This is a genomic window from uncultured Alistipes sp. (assembly GCF_963931675.1).
Lineage (GTDB): Bacteria > Bacteroidota > Bacteroidia > Bacteroidales > Rikenellaceae > Alistipes.
In genome coordinates, this window is sequence record NZ_OZ007039.1 from 3,167,325 (window position 1) to 3,187,898 (window position 20,574).

Here is a 20,574-nt window from a genome sequence, read left to right on the forward strand (position 1 = left end):
ATATGCAAATATAACAAATAAAATTCGATTATTCAATATCAACAAGTTAAAATTCAACCTCCCGAAAACGTTGTTTTTCTATATATAAAAAAAGGAGATTTGCAACCCAATTTCGAAAATCTTTTTGCAAAATTATTCACAACTTTGTCATGTCAAAACAGAGTAACCCTCCATCATGTTAAACAACTCGCAGACATATAGCGATATGTGGCAACATTGCCTGGACCAGATCAAGACCCGGACCTCCGAAGAGGAGTTCCAGAAATGGTTCCAGCCCATCGTGCCGCTCGAATTCGACGGCACGACGCTGCGTCTGAGAGTCCCCAACGAAAGCTACGTCCGACAGATCGAGAAGAACTATATCCCGTTCCTCAAACCCATCATCTCGCAGCTTTACGGACAGCAGACCCGACTCCACTATGCCGTGCCCAGAACCACCGCTCCCGCGGTGCCCGTGGCTGCGGATGCCGATACCACGGCCATCAAGCGGTTTATCACACAAACCGATACCGCAAATATAAAAAATCCGTTCGTTTTCCCGGGGCTCAAGAAGATCAGCATCGACCCCCAGCTGAATCCGAACCTCACCTTCGCCACGTTCATCGAGGGCGAGTGCAACCGGCTCGCACGCTCGGCCGGCATGTCCGTCGCCGTAAACCCCGGAAACAACCCCTTCAACCCCTTATATATATACGGGGACTCGGGGCTCGGAAAAACGCATATCGTACAGTCCATCGGCCATGAGGTCCGCGAACGGCACCCCGAACTGCAGGTCCTCTACGTCTCGATGAACAAGTTCCAGGCACAGTTCCAGACCGCCTACAAGAATGGTGAAATCCCCGATTTCATCCACTTCTACCAGATGATCGACGTCCTGATCATCGACGATATTCAGGAACTCACCGGAAAAACCGGTACCCAGAACGCCTTCTTCAACATATTCAACCACCTGCAGCTGGCCGGAAAACAGCTCATCCTGACCTCCGACAAACCGCCCGTCGAGTTGAAGGACATCGAACAGCGGCTGTTGACCCGTTTCAAGTGGGGGCTCTCCGCACAGCTCAACACGCCGGACTACGACACCAAGCTCAAGATCATCCGCGCAAAGGCCCAGAAGCTCGGCGCGCAGATCTCCGACGATGTCGTCACCTACCTGGCCGACAACATCTCGGCCAACGTGCGGGAGATCGAAGGCGCCTTGTCGTCGCTCGTGGCAAACGCCTCGTTCCTCGGACGCAAGATCACCACGTCGCTGGCCAAGGAGATCCTGAAGGTCTATGTCAAGATCAACCAGAAGGAGATCACCATCGACCACATCATCGAGGTGGTGTGCCAGTATCTCAACTTGGACCACGACCGCTTCAACTCCACGGAGCGCACGCGTGAAATCGCCCAGGCCCGCCAGATCGCCATGTACCTGGCCAAGCAGCACACCAAAGCGCCCCTGACGACCATCGGCGCCGCCATCGGAGGCCGCAACCACGCCACGGTGCTCCACTCCTGCAAGGCCGTCTCGAACCTTCTGGAGACCGATAAGGCCTTCCGCCGCCAGGTCGAGGAGATCGAGAAGAGGGTGCTCACCCAATAAAATCGAAATAAAATCAAACCGCTGGAAAAGTCGTGACAGGATCTGTCACGACTTTTTTCGTATCTTTGCCGCCAGAATACAACAAGAGGAGACATACCCCGCATGGACCAACCCAAGCTCGAACGACTGCTGCGGCTCATGAAGCTGCTCACCGCCAACACCACCTACAACGTCGACCAGCTGGCCGAGAGGCTCGACATGTCGCGGAGGACCGTCTACCGGTACATCGATACCTTCCGTGAAGCGGGGTTTGTCATCAAGAAGTCCGGCGACTGCATCCGCCTCGACAAGGAGTCGCCCCATTTCCGCGACATCTCGCAACTCGTCCACTTCACCGAGGAGGAGGCCGTGATCCTCAAAAACGCCATCGAGAACATCGACGACACCAACCTCCTGAAGCAGAACCTCAAACGAAAACTCTACTCGGTTTACGACAACCGCTCGCTCGCCGATACCGTCGTGCGCGGAAAAAACGCCCCCAACATCCGGCGGCTGATCGAGGCGATCGAAGAGCAGCGTCAGGTCACGCTCCACGGCTACCAGTCGGGGCATGGCGGCGAGGTCCGCGACCGCAGGGTAGAACCCTTCGCCTTCACGACCAACTACGTGCAGGTCTGGTGCTACGACCTCGAAAGCCGTTCGAACAAACTCTTCAAGACCGCCCGAATCGGCTCCGTGGAGCCGACCGGGATCCCCTGGGAGCACGGTGCCGAACACGAGGAGGGATTTATCGACGTCTTCCGGATGCACGGCGCCGAGCGTCACCGCATCCGGCTGGAACTGGGTCTGCTGGCCTACAACCTCCTGTGCGAGGAGTATCCGCTGGCCGAACGCGACATCCAGGCGCTCGGACGCGGACGCTGGATGCTCGACACCGAGGTCGCCGGAATGGCCGGAGTCGCCAGGTTCGTCGTCGGGCTGCTCGACGACATCCGCATCGTCGAAAGCCCCGAACTGTCCGACTACATCCGCAGATATATCGCTGAAAATCTCAAATAGAACCCTTCGAAACTATCACTCACCGCCTTGAAATGCAAACTCCCCGCGCTTCGCCGCCTGCTGGCCGCCGGAAGCGGTTCAGGGAGGGCGGCCGACGATGGATTCCCCGTCAAGCGGGGAATGACATTCTCGCCGTCATTTCCGCCTTGAGCGGAAATCCAGGATCAGCGAGGCGCGGAACCGGCCCGGAAACCCCAAAAGACCCCTCCGCCCACAAGGCCCGGCTCTTAGCCGGGTGGATTCCCCGTCAAGCGGGGAATGACATACGCCCGGAAAACAGAAAAAATATCGTTTTTTACGCCGTGTGTCATAACCTGTCACTCGCAGACTGTTCCTTTGCATCGTGAACCAATAAAACGACACGATTATGGGAACAGCCTACAAAATCAAATGCAAGCACTGCGGTGCGCAGTTCGACCACTACATGCAGCCCGGCTACGGCATCCTGCCCCTGTGCGTCGGATGCGGCGAGTACGTCGAAACCGAGACCGCCATTCGATGCCCGGCCTGTCATCGTCGGCTCAATGCCTCGCAAAAGGAGTTCGAAGAGCAGATCGAAGTGACCTATCAATGGGATTGACCCGAAAAAATCAGCCCCGAAAAGCGGAAATACGCGGAATTTTTCGTAACTTTGAACAACTGATTTTTTCTCGTGAAACCTATGACGACCTTACAGCCGGGCGATATGGCCCCCGATTTCCGAGCTATGACGCAGGAGGGTGAGATTCTGACACTTGCCGACCTGCGCGGACAGCGCACGATCCTCTACTTCTATCCCAAGGACAACACCTCGGGGTGCACGCTCGAAGCAAAAAGCCTCCGGGACGGAAAAGAGGAACTCGCACGAATGGGGTTCCGAATCATCGGCGTAAGCCCCGACAGCGAACAGTCGCACCGGAATTTCTGCGCCAGACACGACCTGAATTTCACCCTCCTGGCCGATACCGACCACACGGTCTGCGAGGCATACGGCGTGTGGGCCGAAAAGTCGATGTACGGCCGCAAGTACATGGGCGTGCTCCGGACCACCTTCGTCATCGACGCCGAAGGCCGCATCGAAAAGGTCTTCACCAAGGTCGACACCAGGAACCACTATCAGCAGATCCTCGACGCCTATAAATAACGCTCCGACATGCGCTCCCCGGGACATATCGTCTTCGCAGCCGCGCTGTGGCTGGCTCCGGTCATCGGGGTCGGGCAGGAGATGCGCGGAAACGAAGCGATCCGAAAGGAGACGTGGCCCGGGATCGGGATTTCGCCGGAGGCGATCGGAATCGGAGGCGGGGTAGAACCCCTCGACGGAAACATCGAATGGCTCCGCGAGGAGGTCGACCCGATCCGCAGGGCCCGGCGGCAGATCCGCAGGGAGATGTACCGCAGGGCCGGTACCCGGGCCCTGGAGGCTGCGGCCGGGGCTGCACGAAGCGCAACACCCCGGGATCCCGCCGTCGAATGGGCCGACTGGCGGTTCAGCATCGGAAACAACGGCAACTGGAGTCCCTATCCCGACCGGGCGCTCGATGCAAGGATCATCCGGTTTCCGCTGCGGATGAAAACCGACAACCGCCCGGAGGCCGAAAAGGCCCTCGAACAAATGCGTAAAGAGCACCGGCCCTAAGGGGGGGGAGAGAGGTAGAGGTAGTAAGAGGTGAGAAAGGTGAGAAAGGTGAGAAAGGATGAGGAGAAATGGCGCTGAATGAGAAAAAGGAAGAGGGGAGAGGGGAGCAAAGAGAGGTGAGAACGGAAAAACCGAGAGACAAGAATAAGGAGTAAAATAAAAACCAAGTAATACCATACACGAAAATGGCAGAAAAAGTACCTGTTAACGCGGACAAGCTCAAAGTGCTGGACGCGGTAATGCAAAAAATAGAGAAGGACTTCGGGAAAGGCTCGATCATGCGCATGAACAGCACCGAGGTAAATGACATCCCGGTCATCCCTACGGGATCCATCACCCTCGACATGGCCCTCGGCGTCGGCGGATACCCCAAAGGCCGCGTCATCGAGATCTACGGCCCCGAATCCTCGGGTAAGACAACCCTCGCCATCCATGCCATCGCCGAGGCACAGAAAGCCGGAGGCATCGCCGCATTCATCGACGCAGAACACGCCTTCGACAGCTTCTACGCCCAGAAATTAGGTGTCGATGTCGACAACCTGCTCATCTCGCAGCCCGACAACGGAGAACAGGCCCTCGAAATCGCCGATTCGCTGATCCGTTCGAGCGCCATCGACATCATCGTCATCGACTCCGTCGCCGCACTCACGCCCAAGGCCGAAATCGAAGGAGAAATGGGCGATTCGAAGATGGGCCTCCAGGCCCGCCTCATGTCCCAGGCCCTGCGGAAACTCACATCCAGCATCTCCAAGACCAAGACCGTCTGCATCTTCATCAACCAGCTGCGCGACAAGATCGGTGTCGTCTACGGAAACCCCGAGACCACGACGGGCGGCAATGCCCTGAAATTCTACGCCTCGGTCCGCATCGATATCCGGCGCATGTCGGTCATCAAGGACGGCGAAGAGCAACTCGGGACCCGCACAAAGGTCAAGGTCGTCAAAAACAAGGTTGCTCCCCCGTTCAAACGCGCTGAATTCGACATCATGTTCGGAGAGGGGATCTCCAAGATCGGAGAGATCATCGACCTCGGCGTCGACTGCGGAATCATCAAGAAGGCCGGATCGTGGTTCTCCTACGGCGACCGCAAGATCGGACAGGGACGAGACGCCGTCAAGGACCTCCTGAAAAACGACGCGGAACTCGCCGCCGAAATCGAACAGAAGGTCCGCGAAGCCCTTAAAAACCCTAAAAAGGAGTAGCCTATGGGATATACTGCCGAGGATGAAGCCCTGATTAAGGAAAAGTGGGACGACCTGCTCCTCGCCTGTACGCGCATCTGCAAGAACGATGAGGACTGGAATCTGATCAAACGTGCATTTTTCCTCGCCAAAGAGGCTCACGAGGGGGTACGGCGCCGCTCCGGCGAGCCATACCTCCTGCATCCCATTGCAGTAGCCCGAATCGTTATCGACGAAATCGGACTCGGCGTCAAGTCCGTCGTCGCAGCCCTGTTGCACGACGTCGTCGAGGACACCGAGTACACCGTCGAAGACATGGAACGAATCTTCGGACCCAAGATCGCCTCGATGGTCGACGGACTCACCAAGATGTCCGGCGTATTCAATGCCGATACCTCCGAGCAGGCCGAATACTTCCGAAAGGTCCTCCTGACCCTCTCCGACGACGTGCGCGTCATCCTCATCAAGATCGCGGACCGGCTCCACAACATGCGGACCCTCGGATCCATGCCCCTCAACAAGCAGATCAAGATCACCGGGGAGACCATCTATCTCTTCGCTCCGCTCGCCTACCGGCTCGGACTCTACTCGATCAAGAGCGAACTGGAGGACCTCTGCATGAAGTACCGCTTCCCGCAGCAGTACGCCGAAATCACCCAGAAACTCCAGGAGAGCGAAGCCTCGCGCCGCGAATTCATCGACAAGTTCAACGCCCCGATCATCGCCGCACTCAACCGCGACAACTTCAATTACGAGATCTCCGGCCGCGTGAAGAGCGTCTACTCCATCTGGAGCAAGATGCAGCGCAAGCAGATCCCCTTCGAGGAGATCTACGACCTGTTTGCCATCCGCATCGTCTTCAAACCCCTGCCGTTCCCCTCCGAAAAGACCCAGTGCTGGCAGATTTACTCGACCATCACCGACATCTACACCCCCAAGCCCGACCGCCTCAGGGACTGGATCTCGATGCCCAAGGCAAACGGATACGAGGCCCTGCACTCGACCGTCATGGGGCCGGACGGGGTTTGGGTCGAGGTGCAGATCCGCACGCAGCGCATGGAGGACATCGCCGAACGCGGGTTTGCCGCACACTGGAAATACAAGCACGCCACGATCTCGCAGGACGAGGATGAATTCGACAAGTGGCTCAAGCAGATCCGAGCTGCGCTGAACAGTCCGACGGAGAATGCCGTGGACTTCCTGGATAACTTCAAGTTATCGCTGTATACCTCTGAAATCGTCGTGTTTACGCCGAAGGGAGAGTCCCGGAAAATGCCCTATGGCGCCACCGCTCTCGACTTCGCATACGACATCCACTCGAAGATCGGAAACAGCGCCATCAGCGCCAAGATCAACCACAAGCTCGAGCCCATCACCACACAGATCAACAGCGGAGATCAGATCGAGATCATCACGGCCGACAACGCCCGGCCCAAACCCGAATGGCTCGAAGTCGTCACCACGGCAAAAGCCAAACAGGCCATCAAAAACTTCCTCAAACGCGAGCGTCAAAACAACATCGAACACGGGATGCAGATGCTCGACGAGAAGATGAAGTCGCTGAATGTCAAACTCAGCGGCCGCGTCCTGCGCAAGATCGTCCCCATCTACGACTGCAACAACAAGGAGGAGCTGTACTCCAAGATCGGCGCCGGAATCGTATCCCTCGACAATCTCGACAAAGCCCTCAAAGTCAACTCCAAAAGCAAAATCCTCAAGTTCTGGACCCTGTTCATCCCCAAAAAGGAGGAGGAGACCGACGATACGGCCCCGGGTGAGATTGCCCCGGCGGCAGATGCCCCGGCGGAACCCCAGTTCGAAATCGCCGAGTGCTGCAAACCCATCCCCGGAGACAAGGTCATAGGCTACAGGGATCCCGTTTCGGGAAAGATCATCGTCCACAAGGCCACCTGCGACGAGCTGAACCGCCTGGCCGCCCAGTACGGCAAGAACATCGTCAAGGAGGAGATCAAATGGTCCCAGCACAAGGCCATGTCCTATCTGGTAACCACCGAATTGCGCGGAATCGACCGGCAGGGGCTCCTGCTCGACCTCGCAAGGGTCGTCACCAACGACTTCAACATCAACATCCGCGAAGTGAACATCCACAGCCACGACGGAATCTTCGAGGGAAACGTCAGCCTCTACGTCAAGGATGCCGAGAGCCTCAATGCCGTCATGGACAAGTTGCGGCAGATTAAGGGAATCGAAACGGTCAAACGAATGCTGAATTAGGTTGTCATGGAGGATTTTTCAACGATTCTTTGGGTTGTGATCATCGTCGGGGCGATGATCTTCAATACCGTGGCCAAAGCCCGCAGGGGGCGCGGAAAAGAAGGGGATACGCCGCCGCAGCACGGAGAAGCCTGGCCCTCGATTCCCTGGGACAACGACGGAGAGGCCGATCCGGCAACGACCAGAGACCCGGAGACGGGGCGAGTAAGGGAGGTCGTATCGCGGGAACCGGCTACCCGCGGGACCTCAGCAGCCGGAAAAGGGGAGACCTGGTCCGAAAACGGAACCGGGGCATGGCAGACAGCAGGACAAGGACAACAGGCGAGGCCGGCAGACCGACAGGCAAGGCAGGCAGTTATGCCGAAACAGCCCGTTTTCGCCGATTTCCCGGACGAATGCAAGCGTTTGGAGGTGATTGCCCCGCAAACGCACGAAACGAAGCGGGAAAGGCCCCGAACGGCAAGTCCCGGAGTAATCGGAGCCGAATCCGACGCCCAGCAAGTCGCGGAAAGGCACGCCGGAGCGAAAAAAAACGAAGCAACGCGCGGATCGGGGCGGATTTCACCAACGGGACCGGCAGACGAGCCGGAAGCCGCTGAAATTGCCGAGGAGTTCGACCTGCGGCGGGCGGTCATCTATTCGGAGATTCTGAAGCCTAAATTTGAAGAGTAGGAGAGAGGCTTATCGGAGAACGGAGATTCGCCCCCCTGGCCTCAGAATAAAGGGAGAACCCGACAACCATGAAACCAACGCAACAAGCCCCCAAGGAGCCTTCGGCCGAAGAACAGCGCCGGCGTGCAGCCGCAGAGGATCCCGCCCGCGTAAAACGGCATCTGAAGACTCTGTACGTGCTGGCCGGAATATGGTGTGGGCTGACAGCCGGATGGGGGATAGCCGTCATGTGCAAGGCTCTTCCGTTCACATGGACAAACACCATTGTCCTGTTTTGCACGTTTCTGAGCATCGGTATCAGCATCGTAAACAGTCGGCGCATACTGGCCGGGAAAAGGCCCTGGTAAAAGATTCGCAGCCGCCGGCCTGACGGGAAACGGAATCGGAACAACAAAGCATCAAAAACAAATCCATAAACACAAACTGTCATGGCAACGATTTTTTCACGCATCATCGCAGGGGAGATCCCCTCGTACAAAGTGGCCGAAGACGACCGCTATTACGCATTCCTGGACATCAATCCGCTGGTTAAGGGCCATACGCTGGTCGTTCCCAAACAGGAGGTAGACTATCTGTTCGACCTCGACGACGACACGCTGGGCGGAATGATGGTTTTCGCAAAAAAGGTTGCGGCCAAAATCAAACGGGAAATAGCCTGCAAAAAGGTCGCGGTAGTCGTTTTAGGGCTCGAAGTACCCCATGCGCATATCCATTTGATCCCCATTCAGAGCGAAAGCGACGTCGATTTTCACCGCGAAAAACTCCAGTTGACACCCGAAGAGTTCCGGGAAATAGCCGAAAAAATCGCCCGGTAGAAGGCTGTTAACAAATATAAAAAGCCTTGTAAATGAGGTGGATGGTGCGTTACGAGCACGATCCGCCTCTTTTTTATTTAACATAATGTATCCAAAATAAGGGGTTGTTAACAATTTACCTGGATAGAAATTCGAAATATTCCGAAAACAGCAGAAAACGACCGCGAAAGGGTAGTGTTTTTACATTTGTAAAATCCAAAAGCGTAAGAGTTTTCCAAATGTAATTACAAATGGAAAACACAGATTGGTTTGCTCCACTATTAACAATTACATTTGTAAATGACAGGGGATTATGCAGTAAATCAAACTTCAAGGTTCTACCAGGATAAGTTAAATGATTAAATTATAGAAATAAATATACATATAATCAGTGTATTATGCAGATTATATAAACTAGCAGATCAATATAAGGCAGAGGAAAAGACACGGATTCGGGGATTTGGGAATTAAGGACATATCTATAGGTATTAAATATACCTTTATCAGCTATTTATATAACTTTATCTCAAGTTATATGGAAACACAAGGGAAGGGGTATCTTTTAACCATATTTTTGATTTTACTTTTGTAAACTTTGTCAACACTTATTAACATTTTACAAATGTAGAATTTCCTTGTTTTACAAAAAGAAAATATTTATATTTGTAAAAAATTGCGCCGATGAGGGAAAAATTGCTCGATTTGATGAAATCCGAAGGCTTGAAGCCAAGCCAACTCGCGGAAATGCTCGAAATCAATCCCGCCGGAATCTCGCACATTCTCGCCGGTCGAAACAAACCCAGCTTCGAACTCCTCCAGAAAATCCTCCGCCGTTTCCCCAGGATCAACCCCGACTGGCTGCTGCTCGACTCTAAACAGATGTATCGAAACGGCTGCGGCACCGACGGCCAAACGGGTGACCCGTCGGGGATCAATCCGGGACAGGCCCGGCCGAAGATCGAAGCTGCGGCCGACTATGGGCTTTTCGGAAACGACACCTTCGGGAACCGCATGGGTGCATCCGGCCCAGACACGACGGTCCGGACGGCGGAAGTTCAAAGGGACGGCAGAACGGCAGCAGCGGCGACGGGTGCAACAGGAGGTGTGAACAGCGGCTCGGGGCTTGCACCCGATACGGTCGGAACACGAGGTCGGGCTGCCGTGCAGCGAATCGTGATCTTTTACGACGACCAAACCTTCGAATGTTACTTCCCGACAAGGCGATAATTCCGGACTGAACTGCACTCCGTTCAGAATATCGCACGCTCAGGAGGTATAAAATCCGCTCAATTCGCCGAAAAAATCGGTCCCTGCACCATGAAACCTCGAAATAACACACAATTGCAGTCTTCGGAAACTCCGGGACACGAACTCCGGAAAATTCCGAATGTCGGAGAAAGCACCGAGAGGATGTTGCTGGCAATGGGATACGACTCCATCGAATCGCTGAAAGGAAAGCCGGCCGCGGAACTTTACAGAGAGGAGTGCGCGCTGAGAAGGACGGCCGTAGACCGTTGTCAACTCTATCTATACAGGGCTGTGGAATACTTCGTCAACACCAAGAATCCCGATCCGGCAAAGTGCAAATGGTGGTATTGGAAAGATGAATACGTCGAGGTGGCTCCATGCGGCGCGGTCTGTGTGGAATGCGCAAGGTTTCCAAGGGAATGCAGGGGCTGCAGGACAATACGGGGCAAAGTTTTCTGGTTGGAATACCCGCAGGAGGTTTGTTGCCCGGTATATGACTGTTGCGTAAACCGAAAACGTAAAAAACATTGCGCCGGATGCGAGCAACTTCCGTGCAGCCGCTACAGGAAGGATCCGACCATCTCCGACGAACAAAATGCCAGGAATCTTCGGAAAATGCTGGACAGACTGGAAAAAGCAAACCGAAAATAACGGAGAAAATACATTTTACAGAACCCGAGATTCGAATGAAACAATATTTACATTATGTTAAATTATAGGTGGGCTGGAGGTGCGAGGACAAAAAGTTCGAGAAAGAAAATTAAATTTGCATATGTTTTTGTTTATCGGTAATATTGGTTTCGGCGAGCTTTTTGTTCTCGCGTTGATTATCGCCGGTTTAGTGTCTCTTATTCGAGCGCTATTGCGTAAATCTTCTAAGTAATTAGTAATTCCGGTCATTTCTTGATCGGTGCTTTTGCTTACCTATTATTAATCGGTAGGCCGTTCTTTTCTGCCCCCAGATGTGGATACACGGAACAGAAAGTCGTAAATCAATGGGCACAAATTTCACTTTTTTCCCTATTTTTGCACTCGGATTACAGGCATCCATCCCCGAAAAACGGCAGGATCCAAAGATAAAAGACGCATGCGAAAGCCTTTCATATACTGTATCACCCTGCTGGGCGTCGTCCTCGCCGGGTGTGCCGAAGAACCCGGAACCTCCAAAGAGACCTGTTATGTCTCGATCCTTCCCATCCGCTACATCGTACAGGAGATTGTCGGCCCCGACCTCAATATCGAAGTCCTCGTCCCGCCAGGGGCCAGTCCAGAAACGTTCGAACCCACACCCAAACAGTTCGTCAAACTCCAACAGGCCCCGCTGATCTTCAATGTCGGGCTCATCGATTTCGAGACTACCCTACTCGCCAAAATCCAGAACCCCGCCAAAATCGTCGACCTGAGCCGCGGAATCCAACTCATCGAAGGGACCTGCGCCCACGGGAAAAGCAAGGGCAGATCGGACAAAGGGATGGATCGGCCGGAGCACGATCACGGTCATGACCACGGTGTGGACCCCCATGTATGGACTTCGCCCAAGGCTCTGAAAATCATGGCGGAAAACGCATTTACAGCCATCCGTGAGCAATATCCCGATTCGGTAAGATACCGCGACAATTTCGAGCATCTGATACAAAAAATCGATGAACTCGATGCCCGGACCCGGCAAAAGATAGAACTGAGCGGGGTCAAATACTTCATCGTATACCACCCCGCCCTCACCTACTACGCCCGCGATTACGGAATCCGGCAGGTCGCCATCGAAACCGACGGCAAGGAGCCTTCCGCCCGGCAACTCGCCGGAATCATCCGAAACGCCCGGAAAGACAAGGTCCGCAAGATATTCTATCAGAATCAATTCCCGAAGTCCGTCGTGGAGGTGATCGCACAGGACATGGAGGCCGAATACATCGAAATCGACCCCCTCGACGAACAGGTCCTGGAAAATATCGACCGAATCACCGACTTAATTACCCAACCATGACGTTAGTTACTCTCTGCGATGTCGGGGTCGCATACGACGGATACGACGCCCTCCGGCATGTCAATCTCCAAATCGACGACAGGGATTTCCTCGGAATTATCGGACCCAACGGGGGCGGAAAAACATCGCTCGTAAAGGCCATTCTGGGAACAGTGCCCTACTCCGGATCCATCAGACTCGCACCAGAACTCTTTCGTGGACGCGAACGCCTCATCGGGTACATGCCCCAGATCACCAATTTCGACCGGGCATTCCCGATCTCGGTATTCGAAGTCGTCCTGTCAGGACTGCAGGGACACCACGGATTCCGCACACCCTACAACCGCAAGGACCGGAATCGCGCCCTGAAACTGATCGAAAATGCCGGAATCGCCGAAGTCGCGCAAAAACCCATCGGCGAAATATCCGGGGGACAGATGCAACGGGCGCTCCTCGCAAGAGCCATCATCGCCGATCCCAAACTCCTCATCCTCGACGAACCTACCAATTTCGTGGACAACCGGTTCGAAAAGGAGCTGTACCAGACCCTCCGAGAACTGAACGACCGGATGGCAATCGTCATGGTCTCGCACGACATCGGAACCATATCCAGCGTCGTGAAGGAGATCGTCTGCGTAAACCGCAACGTACACAGGCACAGATCCAATATCCTTACACCCGAACAGTTGCGGAACTACGACTGTCCGATTCAGGTGATCTCGCACGGAACAATCCCACACACCGTGCTCGAACACCACCCCGGGGACTGTTGTGCCGATCACGATTGATTCCTGCCCCTCCCGCTCAGGAAAATGACGGTCTTTTCCGGTCCCGCTTCCTGACGCACGGAACCGATGGAAAAGGGGGTTGCGATCCGCGGATCACAACCCCCTTTCAACCAATTCGTTTCGCCATTCCGGAGCCTTCGGAGCACGTACTGAACACCCCTCCCCCCCGGATAAAGGCTACTTCGCGCCGTTGATCGCACTCAGTTTCTCGAAGAGTTTGCCGAAAACGTCGTCCATCTCGGCCCGAAGCGCCGCATAGTGCTTGCGGACCAACGTCCGGTTATGCGGCTCCGCAGGATTCATCGCTTTGGCAAACAAGGCATTGCGGGCCTCTACGGCTTCCTGCATCACGTCGAAAATCTCCTTCTCCTTCGAAGGCTGGAAGCAGATTGCCATATCACAGTCGAAAACAACCTCTTCGAGTCGGTAGTCGATCTCTTTCTTCAAGGTGCGTAAATTTGCCATTTTTCGTCTTTTTTGATTTTTCCTGGACAAAGTTAACAATTCATTTCGGAATCGCAAGCGCTTTTATTTGTAAAACGAATTCAATCGCCGAATCGCCCGGTCGAATGCCACCGGATCGATCCGGTAATCATCTACCGGATTCAAATCCCGGTCCGTCACCTCCAGAACCCCGTTGACCTTCTTCTCCAGAATCATGTCGCCGTCGATCAAAAAGGCGTAGTTCATCCCGCTCCCCGCAAAGTGCCATCCGCGAGGCGTCGGGTCTGTCAGCAAACGGCCCATCGCGTAGTCCTCGATGGGATTCGTCACCCCGAGGCACCCCTGCATCAGCGTCGGGACAAGGTCGTAATGGGTCGTGCGGTGCGCGTAACGCCCGGCAGGAACCCCCGGAAAATGCAGAATCAACGGAACATGCAGCTGCCAGCGCGAAAAGTTCCCGTTGTGGCCCCAGAAGTTCTTCCGGTTCTCGTTGAACTCCTGGGAGTGGTCCCCCGTCACGATCACCACCGTATGCTCCAACAGGCCCCGGCTCCGCAACCCATCCAGAACCTGACCGATCAGGCGGTCGTCCTCATAACAGCAGTTGCGGTAGAGGTTGAAAAAGGGTTCCGGGTCGATGTCGTTGTTCAAACGGGTATAGTCGGCATACTCCCACGCCGGCTGGAAGCGCGTATTCCTGTCGGCCGGAACGGCAATCGCATGGGGCAGATCGTAGAACAGAAACGAAAAGAAGGGCCGGCCCGAAGTCGAAAGCGTGTCGAGAGCCGCCAGAAAATCCGCCGTGAGCGTCGAATCGCGCTGGCACGAGGTCTCGCCGGGCGTATGCGTCCGAAGGTTCGGGACATCGCCGAACACGACCCGGTTGAAGGGCGGAGAGAGCAGCGTCGCACTCGAATAGGCCCGGATTTCGTACCCCCGGTCCAGCAGCTCCCGCAGCAGCAAAGGCCGCACGTGGTCCGCTTCAAACGCGTCCCAATAATAGCCCGGCAACCCGAAAAACAGGCCGAAAACACTGTTCCGCGTGCCGTTGCTGCAACTGAAATGGTTCTCGAAAAGGGTATTCTCCTCCGCAAACCGATACACGTTGGGCATACAATCCGCCGTCAGCGTCCGCGGATTCCACGAGTCGATCAGGATATAGACGATGTTGAAGGTCGAATCCCGAGGGGGGGGGAGAACCTGCAATGGATTCCGTGGATAGGCGACCGAAGTCCCGGTCCGCTCGAAACGCAGCGAGGAGTTCGCCGGAGGGACAACCCCCATCTTCAGCATCAGCCGGTTGGCCGTCAACGGATAGTAGAACGGGATGACGGCCGTGCTCTTGAGGACCGACGGCTTCTGGACAAAGGCCCCGTAGGCGTGGTACATCTGGCTGAAGAGCGTCAGCGCCACAAGCGTCACGATCCCGGGCCAGACCACGCGACGGCCGACCCGTCGCCGAAGGTACAACGCCAGACGCCACATCCCGACAAATACCAGGACCAGCAACGCGAACAGCAGCGCCTGCTTGACGTAGACCATCGGGGCGAACTCGAAGATCTCCCCTGCCCCGTCGCCGAAAACCAGGTTCAGGACAAAGCCGTTGATGTGGAAGCGGTAGAGGGCGTAGACCTGGCTGTTCAGGTAGATCAGGGCGCTCAGCAAGCCCGTAACGGCAACCTGCACGGCTGCCGCCGTGCGCCGCCAGCCCGTCAGGGCCAAAGGCAAATAGAGCAGCAGATAGGGAATCAAGGCGACCAGTGCCGCCTGCGAAAGGCACGAGGAGACAAAATAGGCCCAGCCCCCGAAATCCATATAACCCGCCTGCTGGCTCCGAAGCAGGTAGAGAAAAAACTGCACGGCCAGCACACAGACCGACAGCAGATAATAGATGAACCCTTCGAGGGCCCATTCCTTGCGTGGTGTGGACATAAAATGTAAAAGAGTGATACGGTCGCAAAATTAGGAAAAATTCCCCATCCCGCAAATTCCTGCGGGAGATTCCCATAACGGATTCCAGAAAAGACCGGAAAGGCCGGCTGGTTCGGCTGGTTCGGCTGGTTCGGCTGGTTCGGCTGGTTCGGCTGGCTCGACTGGGTCGGCGGGGTCGGCGGGGTCGGCGGGCTCAAAAAAACGGATGCAAGAGAAACGGGGTCACCCCGCAGCCCTGCATCCGCTTCCCGAAAAGAGCAATCGCTCCCCGATTACATCTTCTCCAGGTCCTTATAAGTCTTCTTCGCCGCCTTGGCCTCCTTCTTCGCGATCCGCTTCGCGGCCTTCTCCTGCGCCCGGGCTATCTTCGCCGCCTCCCGCGAATCATGCTTCACAAGCTGCCCGGCCTCCTTCACATCCCGTTTCGCCTCGCGCTGCTCCTCCCGGTACTCCTTCTTCGGCATCTCCACGATCACGCCGCTCACATCCTCCTCCACGACCACGTAATCTTCCTGCTGCGGACTGTCGCCGACGGCCGTGTACAGCCCGGCAATATATTGCAGACCTGTCGAAACGCTCCAGCGACCTTTGGTGAAATTGGCTCCGGCATAGAGTTTATGCTCCGGTGCGGCAATGACGGGATTCTCCATGTGCAGGAAGCTGTAGTTGCCGTCCACCGACCACTCCTTATTGACACGGTAGGCAGCCTGAAGTTCCACGCCAGTATTGTCTATCGTGCCGGAGTTCTGATTGAGCATACCTGTTCCATTGGGATTGGGCAAGCGCATGATGAGGTTCTTGCCGTCGATGTAGAAGAGATTTACTCCGTATCGGAACCGTCCGTCCAGCAACGTCTGCGAAAGGGCAATCTCGTAGTTCCACATCGACTCCGGCTGCAGGTCGGGGTTCTGCGGCGGAAACATGTACATCTCGCGCAGGATGGGATAACGGAAGCCTTTGGTGGCAGATGCCTTCAGCTCGATGGCGTGCGGCAGGTGAAAGGCGAGTCCGGCCTGCGGAACCCACTCCGTACCGACACGCGAATGGTGGTCGACGCGCAATCCGGCATTGAAGGTGAGCCAGGGAACGATATTCTGGCGGAAGTCAATATATCCGGCCAGCTCGTCTTCGTGCTTGTCCACCAGATCGGAGGTCGTACCGGCCTGCTCCCCGCTCACATATTCGTTCCACGCCCGGCCTCCGTAACGGAACCAGTCGAACCCTACGGTGATGCGGTTCCCTTTCCAAAATTGAGTGCTTTGGTAGAGCGACACGCCCATCATGTCGTCATGCGACAGGAAGCGGTCATTCTGCGGCGTCTCACCCTCAGAGGGGGTATATCCGTCGTTGATCCAGTGGTCGCCCCAGTTATAGAAGAAACTCACGGTGCCGGAGGTCTTTTCGTAGTTGTTGCTGAGGGCAAAGGATGTCACTCCGCGTGTGATGCGCTGGTCGCCGTCCACCAAGGGGGCGGACACCGGACCGGGATAGGAAGCGTTGAAGTGCGTCACGTTCACATCGGCATACATGTTCCAGTTGTCCGTCAGGTCGTAGCCCAGTTTGGCGTAACCGCCGTATTGCTCGAAGCCCATGTCGGCACGGTGCCCGTCCGTGCGGTTGTAAGAGCCGCTCACTACGCTGTTGAACCGTCCTTTGCGGATACGGTTGGTCAGCTCCGTTTCCAGCGTATTGTACGAGCCGTAACCGGCATGAAGGTCGGTGCGCACCCCGTCCTCGTGCATCTTGCGGGTGACGATGTTGATGACACCGCCCATAGCGTTCGAGCCGTAGAGCACGGAGGCAGGGCCGCGCAGCACCTCCACCCGGTCGGCAAGCAGCGACTGGTAGGCATCGGCTATCGGGTGCCCGAAGATACCCGCATACTGCGGATGCCCGTCAATCAACACCATCAGTTGTGCGCTGCCTCCGCTCAGGCCACGGAGGGAGATGGTTCCAGCCTGTCCGTCGGACACGCCGTAGCCCATCACGCCGCGCGAGGTGACGAAAAGTCCCGGCACCTGTTCGGTCAGCACGGGCAGGAGCGACGGTTGCATACTCTGTTCAATCACGGGACGCCCCACTACCGATACGGTCTGCGAAAGGTGACGCACATCCGTCTCGTTGCGTGTACCGGTCACGACGACCTCCCCGATCTCATGGACTTTTACCTTGCTGGTGTCAAGGGTATCGCGTTCCAGGTCCCGGGCGATTCCCGCCTGGGCGGCAAAGACCGCCAATACGATTAAGGAGCAAAGATCTCTTTTCTTCATCTATTTATGTCTGTCTGTTGTTTGCAAAACTCAGGATTACCCGAAACGGATCCTGCCCGATGGCTCTCTCTCCGTTCCACAGCAGAATCTTCGGCAAAGATAGAACGGTAAATGCGGAATGGCCCTATACGTTTTACGGTTATTCATACCCGAATCCCCGGTAAATTTCCTTGTGACTGCCGGCTACCTCCCCAAAAACAATCCATCCGGACAACGGAGTTTCCACCGCCCCTTCCCTCCTCCCCCAGCCCACCGGAAAGACCGGATACAAAAAAAGCAGCCCTTTCACGGGCTGCGTTCCGCATACGGGTCGAATCCGACCCTCCGCGACCGTCAGGGAATCCACAGCGTCTCCTCAACGCCGAAGTGCCGGGTCAGCATCCGGCCCAGGACGTAAAAATAATCCGACAGCCGGTTCAGCCACACCAGGGCCGTCGCATCCGTGCCGCAGGCCGCACCGGCCCGCAGCGCAGCCCGCTCCGCACGTCGGCAGACCGTCCGGCAGACGTGGCTCAGCGAAACAGCCGGATGCCCGCCCGGGATCGTGAACTTGTCGATCGCCGGCAGCGTCGCCTGCAGGGCGTCGATCCGGCCCTCCAGCCACGAAACGCTCCCCTCCGAAAGCGGCAAAAGTTTCTCACGGCCCCGTTCGTCGGCCGCCAGCAGCGCCTCGACCGTCATCAGCCGCGAAAGAATGCGGTTCAGGTCGTCGACAGTCTCCGACAACGCCGCATCGTCGCGCAGATGGTCCGCCAGCAGCGCCGTAAAGGCCCCCAGTTCATCCACCGTGCCGTAGGCCTCGACCCGTTCGTCCGTCTTCGGGACCCGCGAGCCCCCGATCAGCGAGGTCTCGCCCCCGTCGCCCGTCTTCGTGTATACCTTCATATCCGGAAATGTTGTTTCGGTAAATAGTTGTTGAATATCAGCAGATAGGCCCGGTTGTCGACCGTCGTCGAGCGGTGTCCCGAGACGATCTGGGCGCACAGCGCCTGACGTTCGCGGCCGTCGTAAGGCGACAATATTGCCACCGTGTGTTCCCCTTCGGCTGCCGCTCGCACCAGCGACAGCGTCTCCGCACGCGGGAGGTCGCGCGTGACGATGCACAGGTCCGCATCCGCACGATTCAGGCCGAAGGTCGCATAACCGCAATGGATCGCCAGATTCTGCAACTGAACGGCCCGCCGTTGGGAAACCCCCGCCGCAAGCAAGGCCTCATAGAGGCCTCGATCGCCCGCAAGCAACTCCCGGCGCATGAAGACCTCCCGCACGATCGCATAGACGAACGGCGAGTGAACCCCGTGTCCCCGGAAGTAGCGCGCCCGCGACAGGCGGTTGTGCAACTCGGCAACCCGGCGCGGCAGGTGCAGCGACAAACGGTGTCCGGAAAGTTTCATCGTTCGGGGTTGGATTTGCGCAGTTGCCCCGCCAGGCGGCCCGTCGAGAAGGCGATCTGAAGGTTATAGCCCCCCGTATTGGCGTCGAGGTCCAGCACCTCGCCCGCCAGGTAGAGCCCCGGAACCTTCAGCGATTCGAGCGTCTCGGGGTTCACCTCGTCGCATCGAACGCCCCCGGCCGTCGTCACGGCATATTCGAACGGGGCATAGTCCGTAATGGGGAAGGTCAGCCCCTTGAGCGTGCGGATCAGCCGCGTAATCTGCCCGTCGGTGATCTTCGACTGGTAGGTCTTTCCATGGACGTCGATCTCGTGAGCCAAGGGCATCACCAGCGGCTGCGGGACCAGTTTGCGCAGCAGCTCCCCGAAGAACTCCGTCGGGGCCAGCTCCGCCCGCTCCCGGGCGATCCGCTCCCGCAGGACCTCTTCGCTCAGGGCCGGTTTCAGGTCCACGACCAGCTTCACCCGGTGCCCGTCGATCAGCGCGTCGACCGCATCGCGGCTCATGCGCAGCGCCACGGCACCCTCGATCCCCCGCTCCGAGAAGCCCAGTTCGCCGAACTCCTCACGCACCGGCTCGTTGTCGATATAGAGCGTCGCACGGATGTTGCGCAGCAGCAGTTTGTGCAGGTAGCGGGCCTGCGGGTGCGACGTCACCAGCGGCGTCAGCGACGGACGCAGCGGTTCGATCGTGTGGCCCAGGTCGGCGGCAAACGCATAGCCGTCGCCCGTCGAACCCGTCGCCGGGTACGAAACCCCACCCGTGGCCAGAATCACCGCCGGGCACTCCTCCTTGCGCTCGAAGCCCCGCTTGTTGATGTATTTCACGCCGAAAACCCGCCCCCCGAGGGTCAGGATCCCCGTCACGCGCGTATCGTAGCGGATCTCGACGCCATTCTCGACGCAGTAGTCCAGCAGGGCGTTGGCGATGTCCCACGCCTTGCCGCTCTTCGGGAAGACCCGCTCGCCGCGTTCGATCTCCAACTTCACGCCCCGCCGTTCGAAAAAGCGGATCGTAGCCCGGTTGTCGAACCCCGCAAAGGCCGGCGCGAAGAACGCCGCGTTGGTGCGAACCTGCGAGGCGAACTCCTCCGCCGGCCGCGCATTCGTAACGTTGCAGCGTCCCTTGCCCGTAATGCGGACCTTCCGGCCCGATTTCTCCATCTTTTCCAGCAGCAGGACCCGGCGCCCCTGCCGGGCCGCCGTCCCGGCAGCCATCAGGCCCGCAGCCCCCGCCCCGACGACAATCACGTCGAAGCCCTGTTTTTCCGTCTGTTGTTCCATACGGTTGCAAAATTAGAAATTTTAATGCGAAGATCGACACCCGGGTCCCCAAAATCATCCGTTTCGACCACGCGAAAAGCACCCGGAGAAAGTCCCGAAATTTTTTAATTCCTCTTTTTTTCATTTTTTACACCCTTTTCACTACCTTTGCGCCCGAAAAAATCG

Annotated in this window: 19 protein-coding genes and 1 pseudogene; 14 read left to right on the forward strand and 6 right to left on the reverse strand. The window is 56.7% G+C overall.

The window, feature by feature from the left end; translation table 11 throughout:
* Nucleotides 1-175 precede the first annotated feature (175 nt).
* The 14 genes from dnaA (at nucleotide 176) to ABGT65_RS13585 (ending at nucleotide 13,086) form a co-directional block, all read left to right on the forward strand.
* Nucleotides 176-1,588 (forward strand): chromosomal replication initiator protein DnaA, encoded by a 1,413-nt coding sequence (gene dnaA, locus ABGT65_RS13520; RefSeq protein ID WP_346702901.1) that lies wholly within the window; start codon nucleotides 176-178, stop codon nucleotides 1,586-1,588.
* A gap of 102 nt (nucleotides 1,589-1,690) precedes the next feature.
* A complete protein-coding gene (locus ABGT65_RS13525; protein ID WP_346702902.1) occupies nucleotides 1,691-2,587 on the forward strand; it encodes a transcriptional regulator in 897 nt (298 codons plus the stop codon).
* Nucleotides 2,588-2,954: 367 nt separating this feature from the next.
* Nucleotides 2,955-3,167: a hypothetical protein gene (locus tag ABGT65_RS13530; protein ID WP_346702903.1), complete on the forward strand. Its 213-nt coding sequence runs from the start codon at nucleotides 2,955-2,957 to the stop codon at nucleotides 3,165-3,167.
* An 81-nt stretch (nucleotides 3,168-3,248) separates the two neighbouring features.
* Complete coding sequence (gene bcp / locus ABGT65_RS13535) at nucleotides 3,249-3,710, forward strand: thioredoxin-dependent thiol peroxidase (protein ID WP_346702904.1); 462 nt, start codon at nucleotides 3,249-3,251, stop codon at nucleotides 3,708-3,710.
* Between the two features lie 9 nt (nucleotides 3,711-3,719).
* Nucleotides 3,720-4,205 carry a hypothetical protein gene (locus ABGT65_RS13540; RefSeq protein ID WP_346702905.1) on the forward strand — a complete coding sequence of 162 codons (486 nt, stop codon included), beginning with the start codon at nucleotides 3,720-3,722 and terminating at the stop codon, nucleotides 4,203-4,205.
* A gap of 185 nt (nucleotides 4,206-4,390) precedes the next feature.
* The gene (gene recA / locus ABGT65_RS13545) at nucleotides 4,391-5,407 is read left to right on the forward strand and encodes a recombinase RecA (RefSeq protein ID WP_346702906.1); all 1,017 of its coding nucleotides are present in this window, start codon (nucleotides 4,391-4,393) and stop codon (nucleotides 5,405-5,407) included.
* A 3-nt stretch (nucleotides 5,408-5,410) separates the two neighbouring features.
* Nucleotides 5,411-7,621 (forward strand): RelA/SpoT family protein, encoded by a 2,211-nt coding sequence (locus ABGT65_RS13550; RefSeq protein WP_346702907.1) that lies wholly within the window; start codon nucleotides 5,411-5,413, stop codon nucleotides 7,619-7,621.
* 6 nt (nucleotides 7,622-7,627) lie between these two features.
* Nucleotides 7,628-8,293, forward strand: a complete 666-nt coding sequence (locus ABGT65_RS13555) for a hypothetical protein (RefSeq protein WP_346702908.1) — start codon at nucleotides 7,628-7,630, stop codon at nucleotides 8,291-8,293.
* A gap of 68 nt (nucleotides 8,294-8,361) precedes the next feature.
* Entirely contained in the window at nucleotides 8,362-8,640 is a 279-nt protein-coding gene (locus tag ABGT65_RS13560; RefSeq protein WP_346702909.1) for a hypothetical protein, read from the forward strand.
* An 81-nt stretch (nucleotides 8,641-8,721) separates the two neighbouring features.
* On the forward strand, nucleotides 8,722-9,108 hold the full coding sequence (locus ABGT65_RS13565; protein WP_346702910.1) for an HIT family protein: 387 nt from the start codon (nucleotides 8,722-8,724) through the stop codon (nucleotides 9,106-9,108).
* Between the two features lie 660 nt (nucleotides 9,109-9,768).
* Nucleotides 9,769-10,314 carry a helix-turn-helix transcriptional regulator gene (locus tag ABGT65_RS13570; protein WP_346702911.1) on the forward strand — a complete coding sequence of 182 codons (546 nt, stop codon included), beginning with the start codon at nucleotides 9,769-9,771 and terminating at the stop codon, nucleotides 10,312-10,314.
* 90 nt (nucleotides 10,315-10,404) lie between these two features.
* Nucleotides 10,405-10,986 carry a helix-hairpin-helix domain-containing protein gene (locus ABGT65_RS13575; RefSeq protein ID WP_346702912.1) on the forward strand — a complete coding sequence of 194 codons (582 nt, stop codon included), beginning with the start codon at nucleotides 10,405-10,407 and terminating at the stop codon, nucleotides 10,984-10,986.
* Between the two features lie 436 nt (nucleotides 10,987-11,422).
* The gene (locus tag ABGT65_RS13580; protein ID WP_346702913.1) at nucleotides 11,423-12,319 is read left to right on the forward strand and encodes a metal ABC transporter solute-binding protein, Zn/Mn family; all 897 of its coding nucleotides are present in this window, start codon (nucleotides 11,423-11,425) and stop codon (nucleotides 12,317-12,319) included.
* Complete coding sequence (locus ABGT65_RS13585; protein ID WP_346702914.1) at nucleotides 12,316-13,086, forward strand: ABC transporter ATP-binding protein; 771 nt, start codon at nucleotides 12,316-12,318, stop codon at nucleotides 13,084-13,086. The genes ABGT65_RS13580 and ABGT65_RS13585 overlap by 4 nt, the downstream gene beginning before the upstream one ends.
* Before the next feature lie 177 nt (nucleotides 13,087-13,263).
* On the opposite strand, the gene ABGT65_RS13590 is transcribed toward ABGT65_RS13585, so the two are convergent.
* The 6 genes and pseudogenes from ABGT65_RS13590 to ABGT65_RS13615 form a co-directional block, all read right to left on the reverse strand.
* Complete coding sequence (locus ABGT65_RS13590; RefSeq protein ID WP_346702915.1) at nucleotides 13,264-13,551, reverse strand: hypothetical protein; 288 nt, start codon at nucleotides 13,549-13,551, stop codon at nucleotides 13,264-13,266.
* Between the two features lie 63 nt (nucleotides 13,552-13,614).
* Entirely contained in the window at nucleotides 13,615-15,462 is a 1,848-nt protein-coding gene (locus tag ABGT65_RS13595) for a sulfatase-like hydrolase/transferase (protein ID WP_346702916.1), read from the reverse strand.
* 503 nt (nucleotides 15,463-15,965) lie between these two features.
* Nucleotides 15,966-17,732, reverse strand: a pseudogene (locus ABGT65_RS13600) (TonB-dependent receptor); the annotation flags it as partial.
* A 333-nt stretch (nucleotides 17,733-18,065) separates the two neighbouring features.
* Nucleotides 18,066-18,617 carry a cob(I)yrinic acid a,c-diamide adenosyltransferase gene (locus ABGT65_RS13605; RefSeq protein ID WP_346702917.1) on the reverse strand — a complete coding sequence of 184 codons (552 nt, stop codon included), beginning with the start codon at nucleotides 18,615-18,617 and terminating at the stop codon, nucleotides 18,066-18,068.
* Nucleotides 18,614-19,126 (reverse strand): hypothetical protein, encoded by a 513-nt coding sequence (locus ABGT65_RS13610; RefSeq protein WP_346702918.1) that lies wholly within the window; start codon nucleotides 19,124-19,126, stop codon nucleotides 18,614-18,616. The genes ABGT65_RS13605 and ABGT65_RS13610 overlap by 4 nt, the downstream gene beginning before the upstream one ends.
* Entirely contained in the window at nucleotides 19,123-20,409 is a 1,287-nt protein-coding gene (locus ABGT65_RS13615; protein ID WP_346702919.1) for an aminoacetone oxidase family FAD-binding enzyme, read from the reverse strand. Before ABGT65_RS13615 ends, ABGT65_RS13610 begins: the two co-directional genes overlap by 4 nt.
* Nucleotides 20,410-20,574 lie beyond the last annotated feature (165 nt).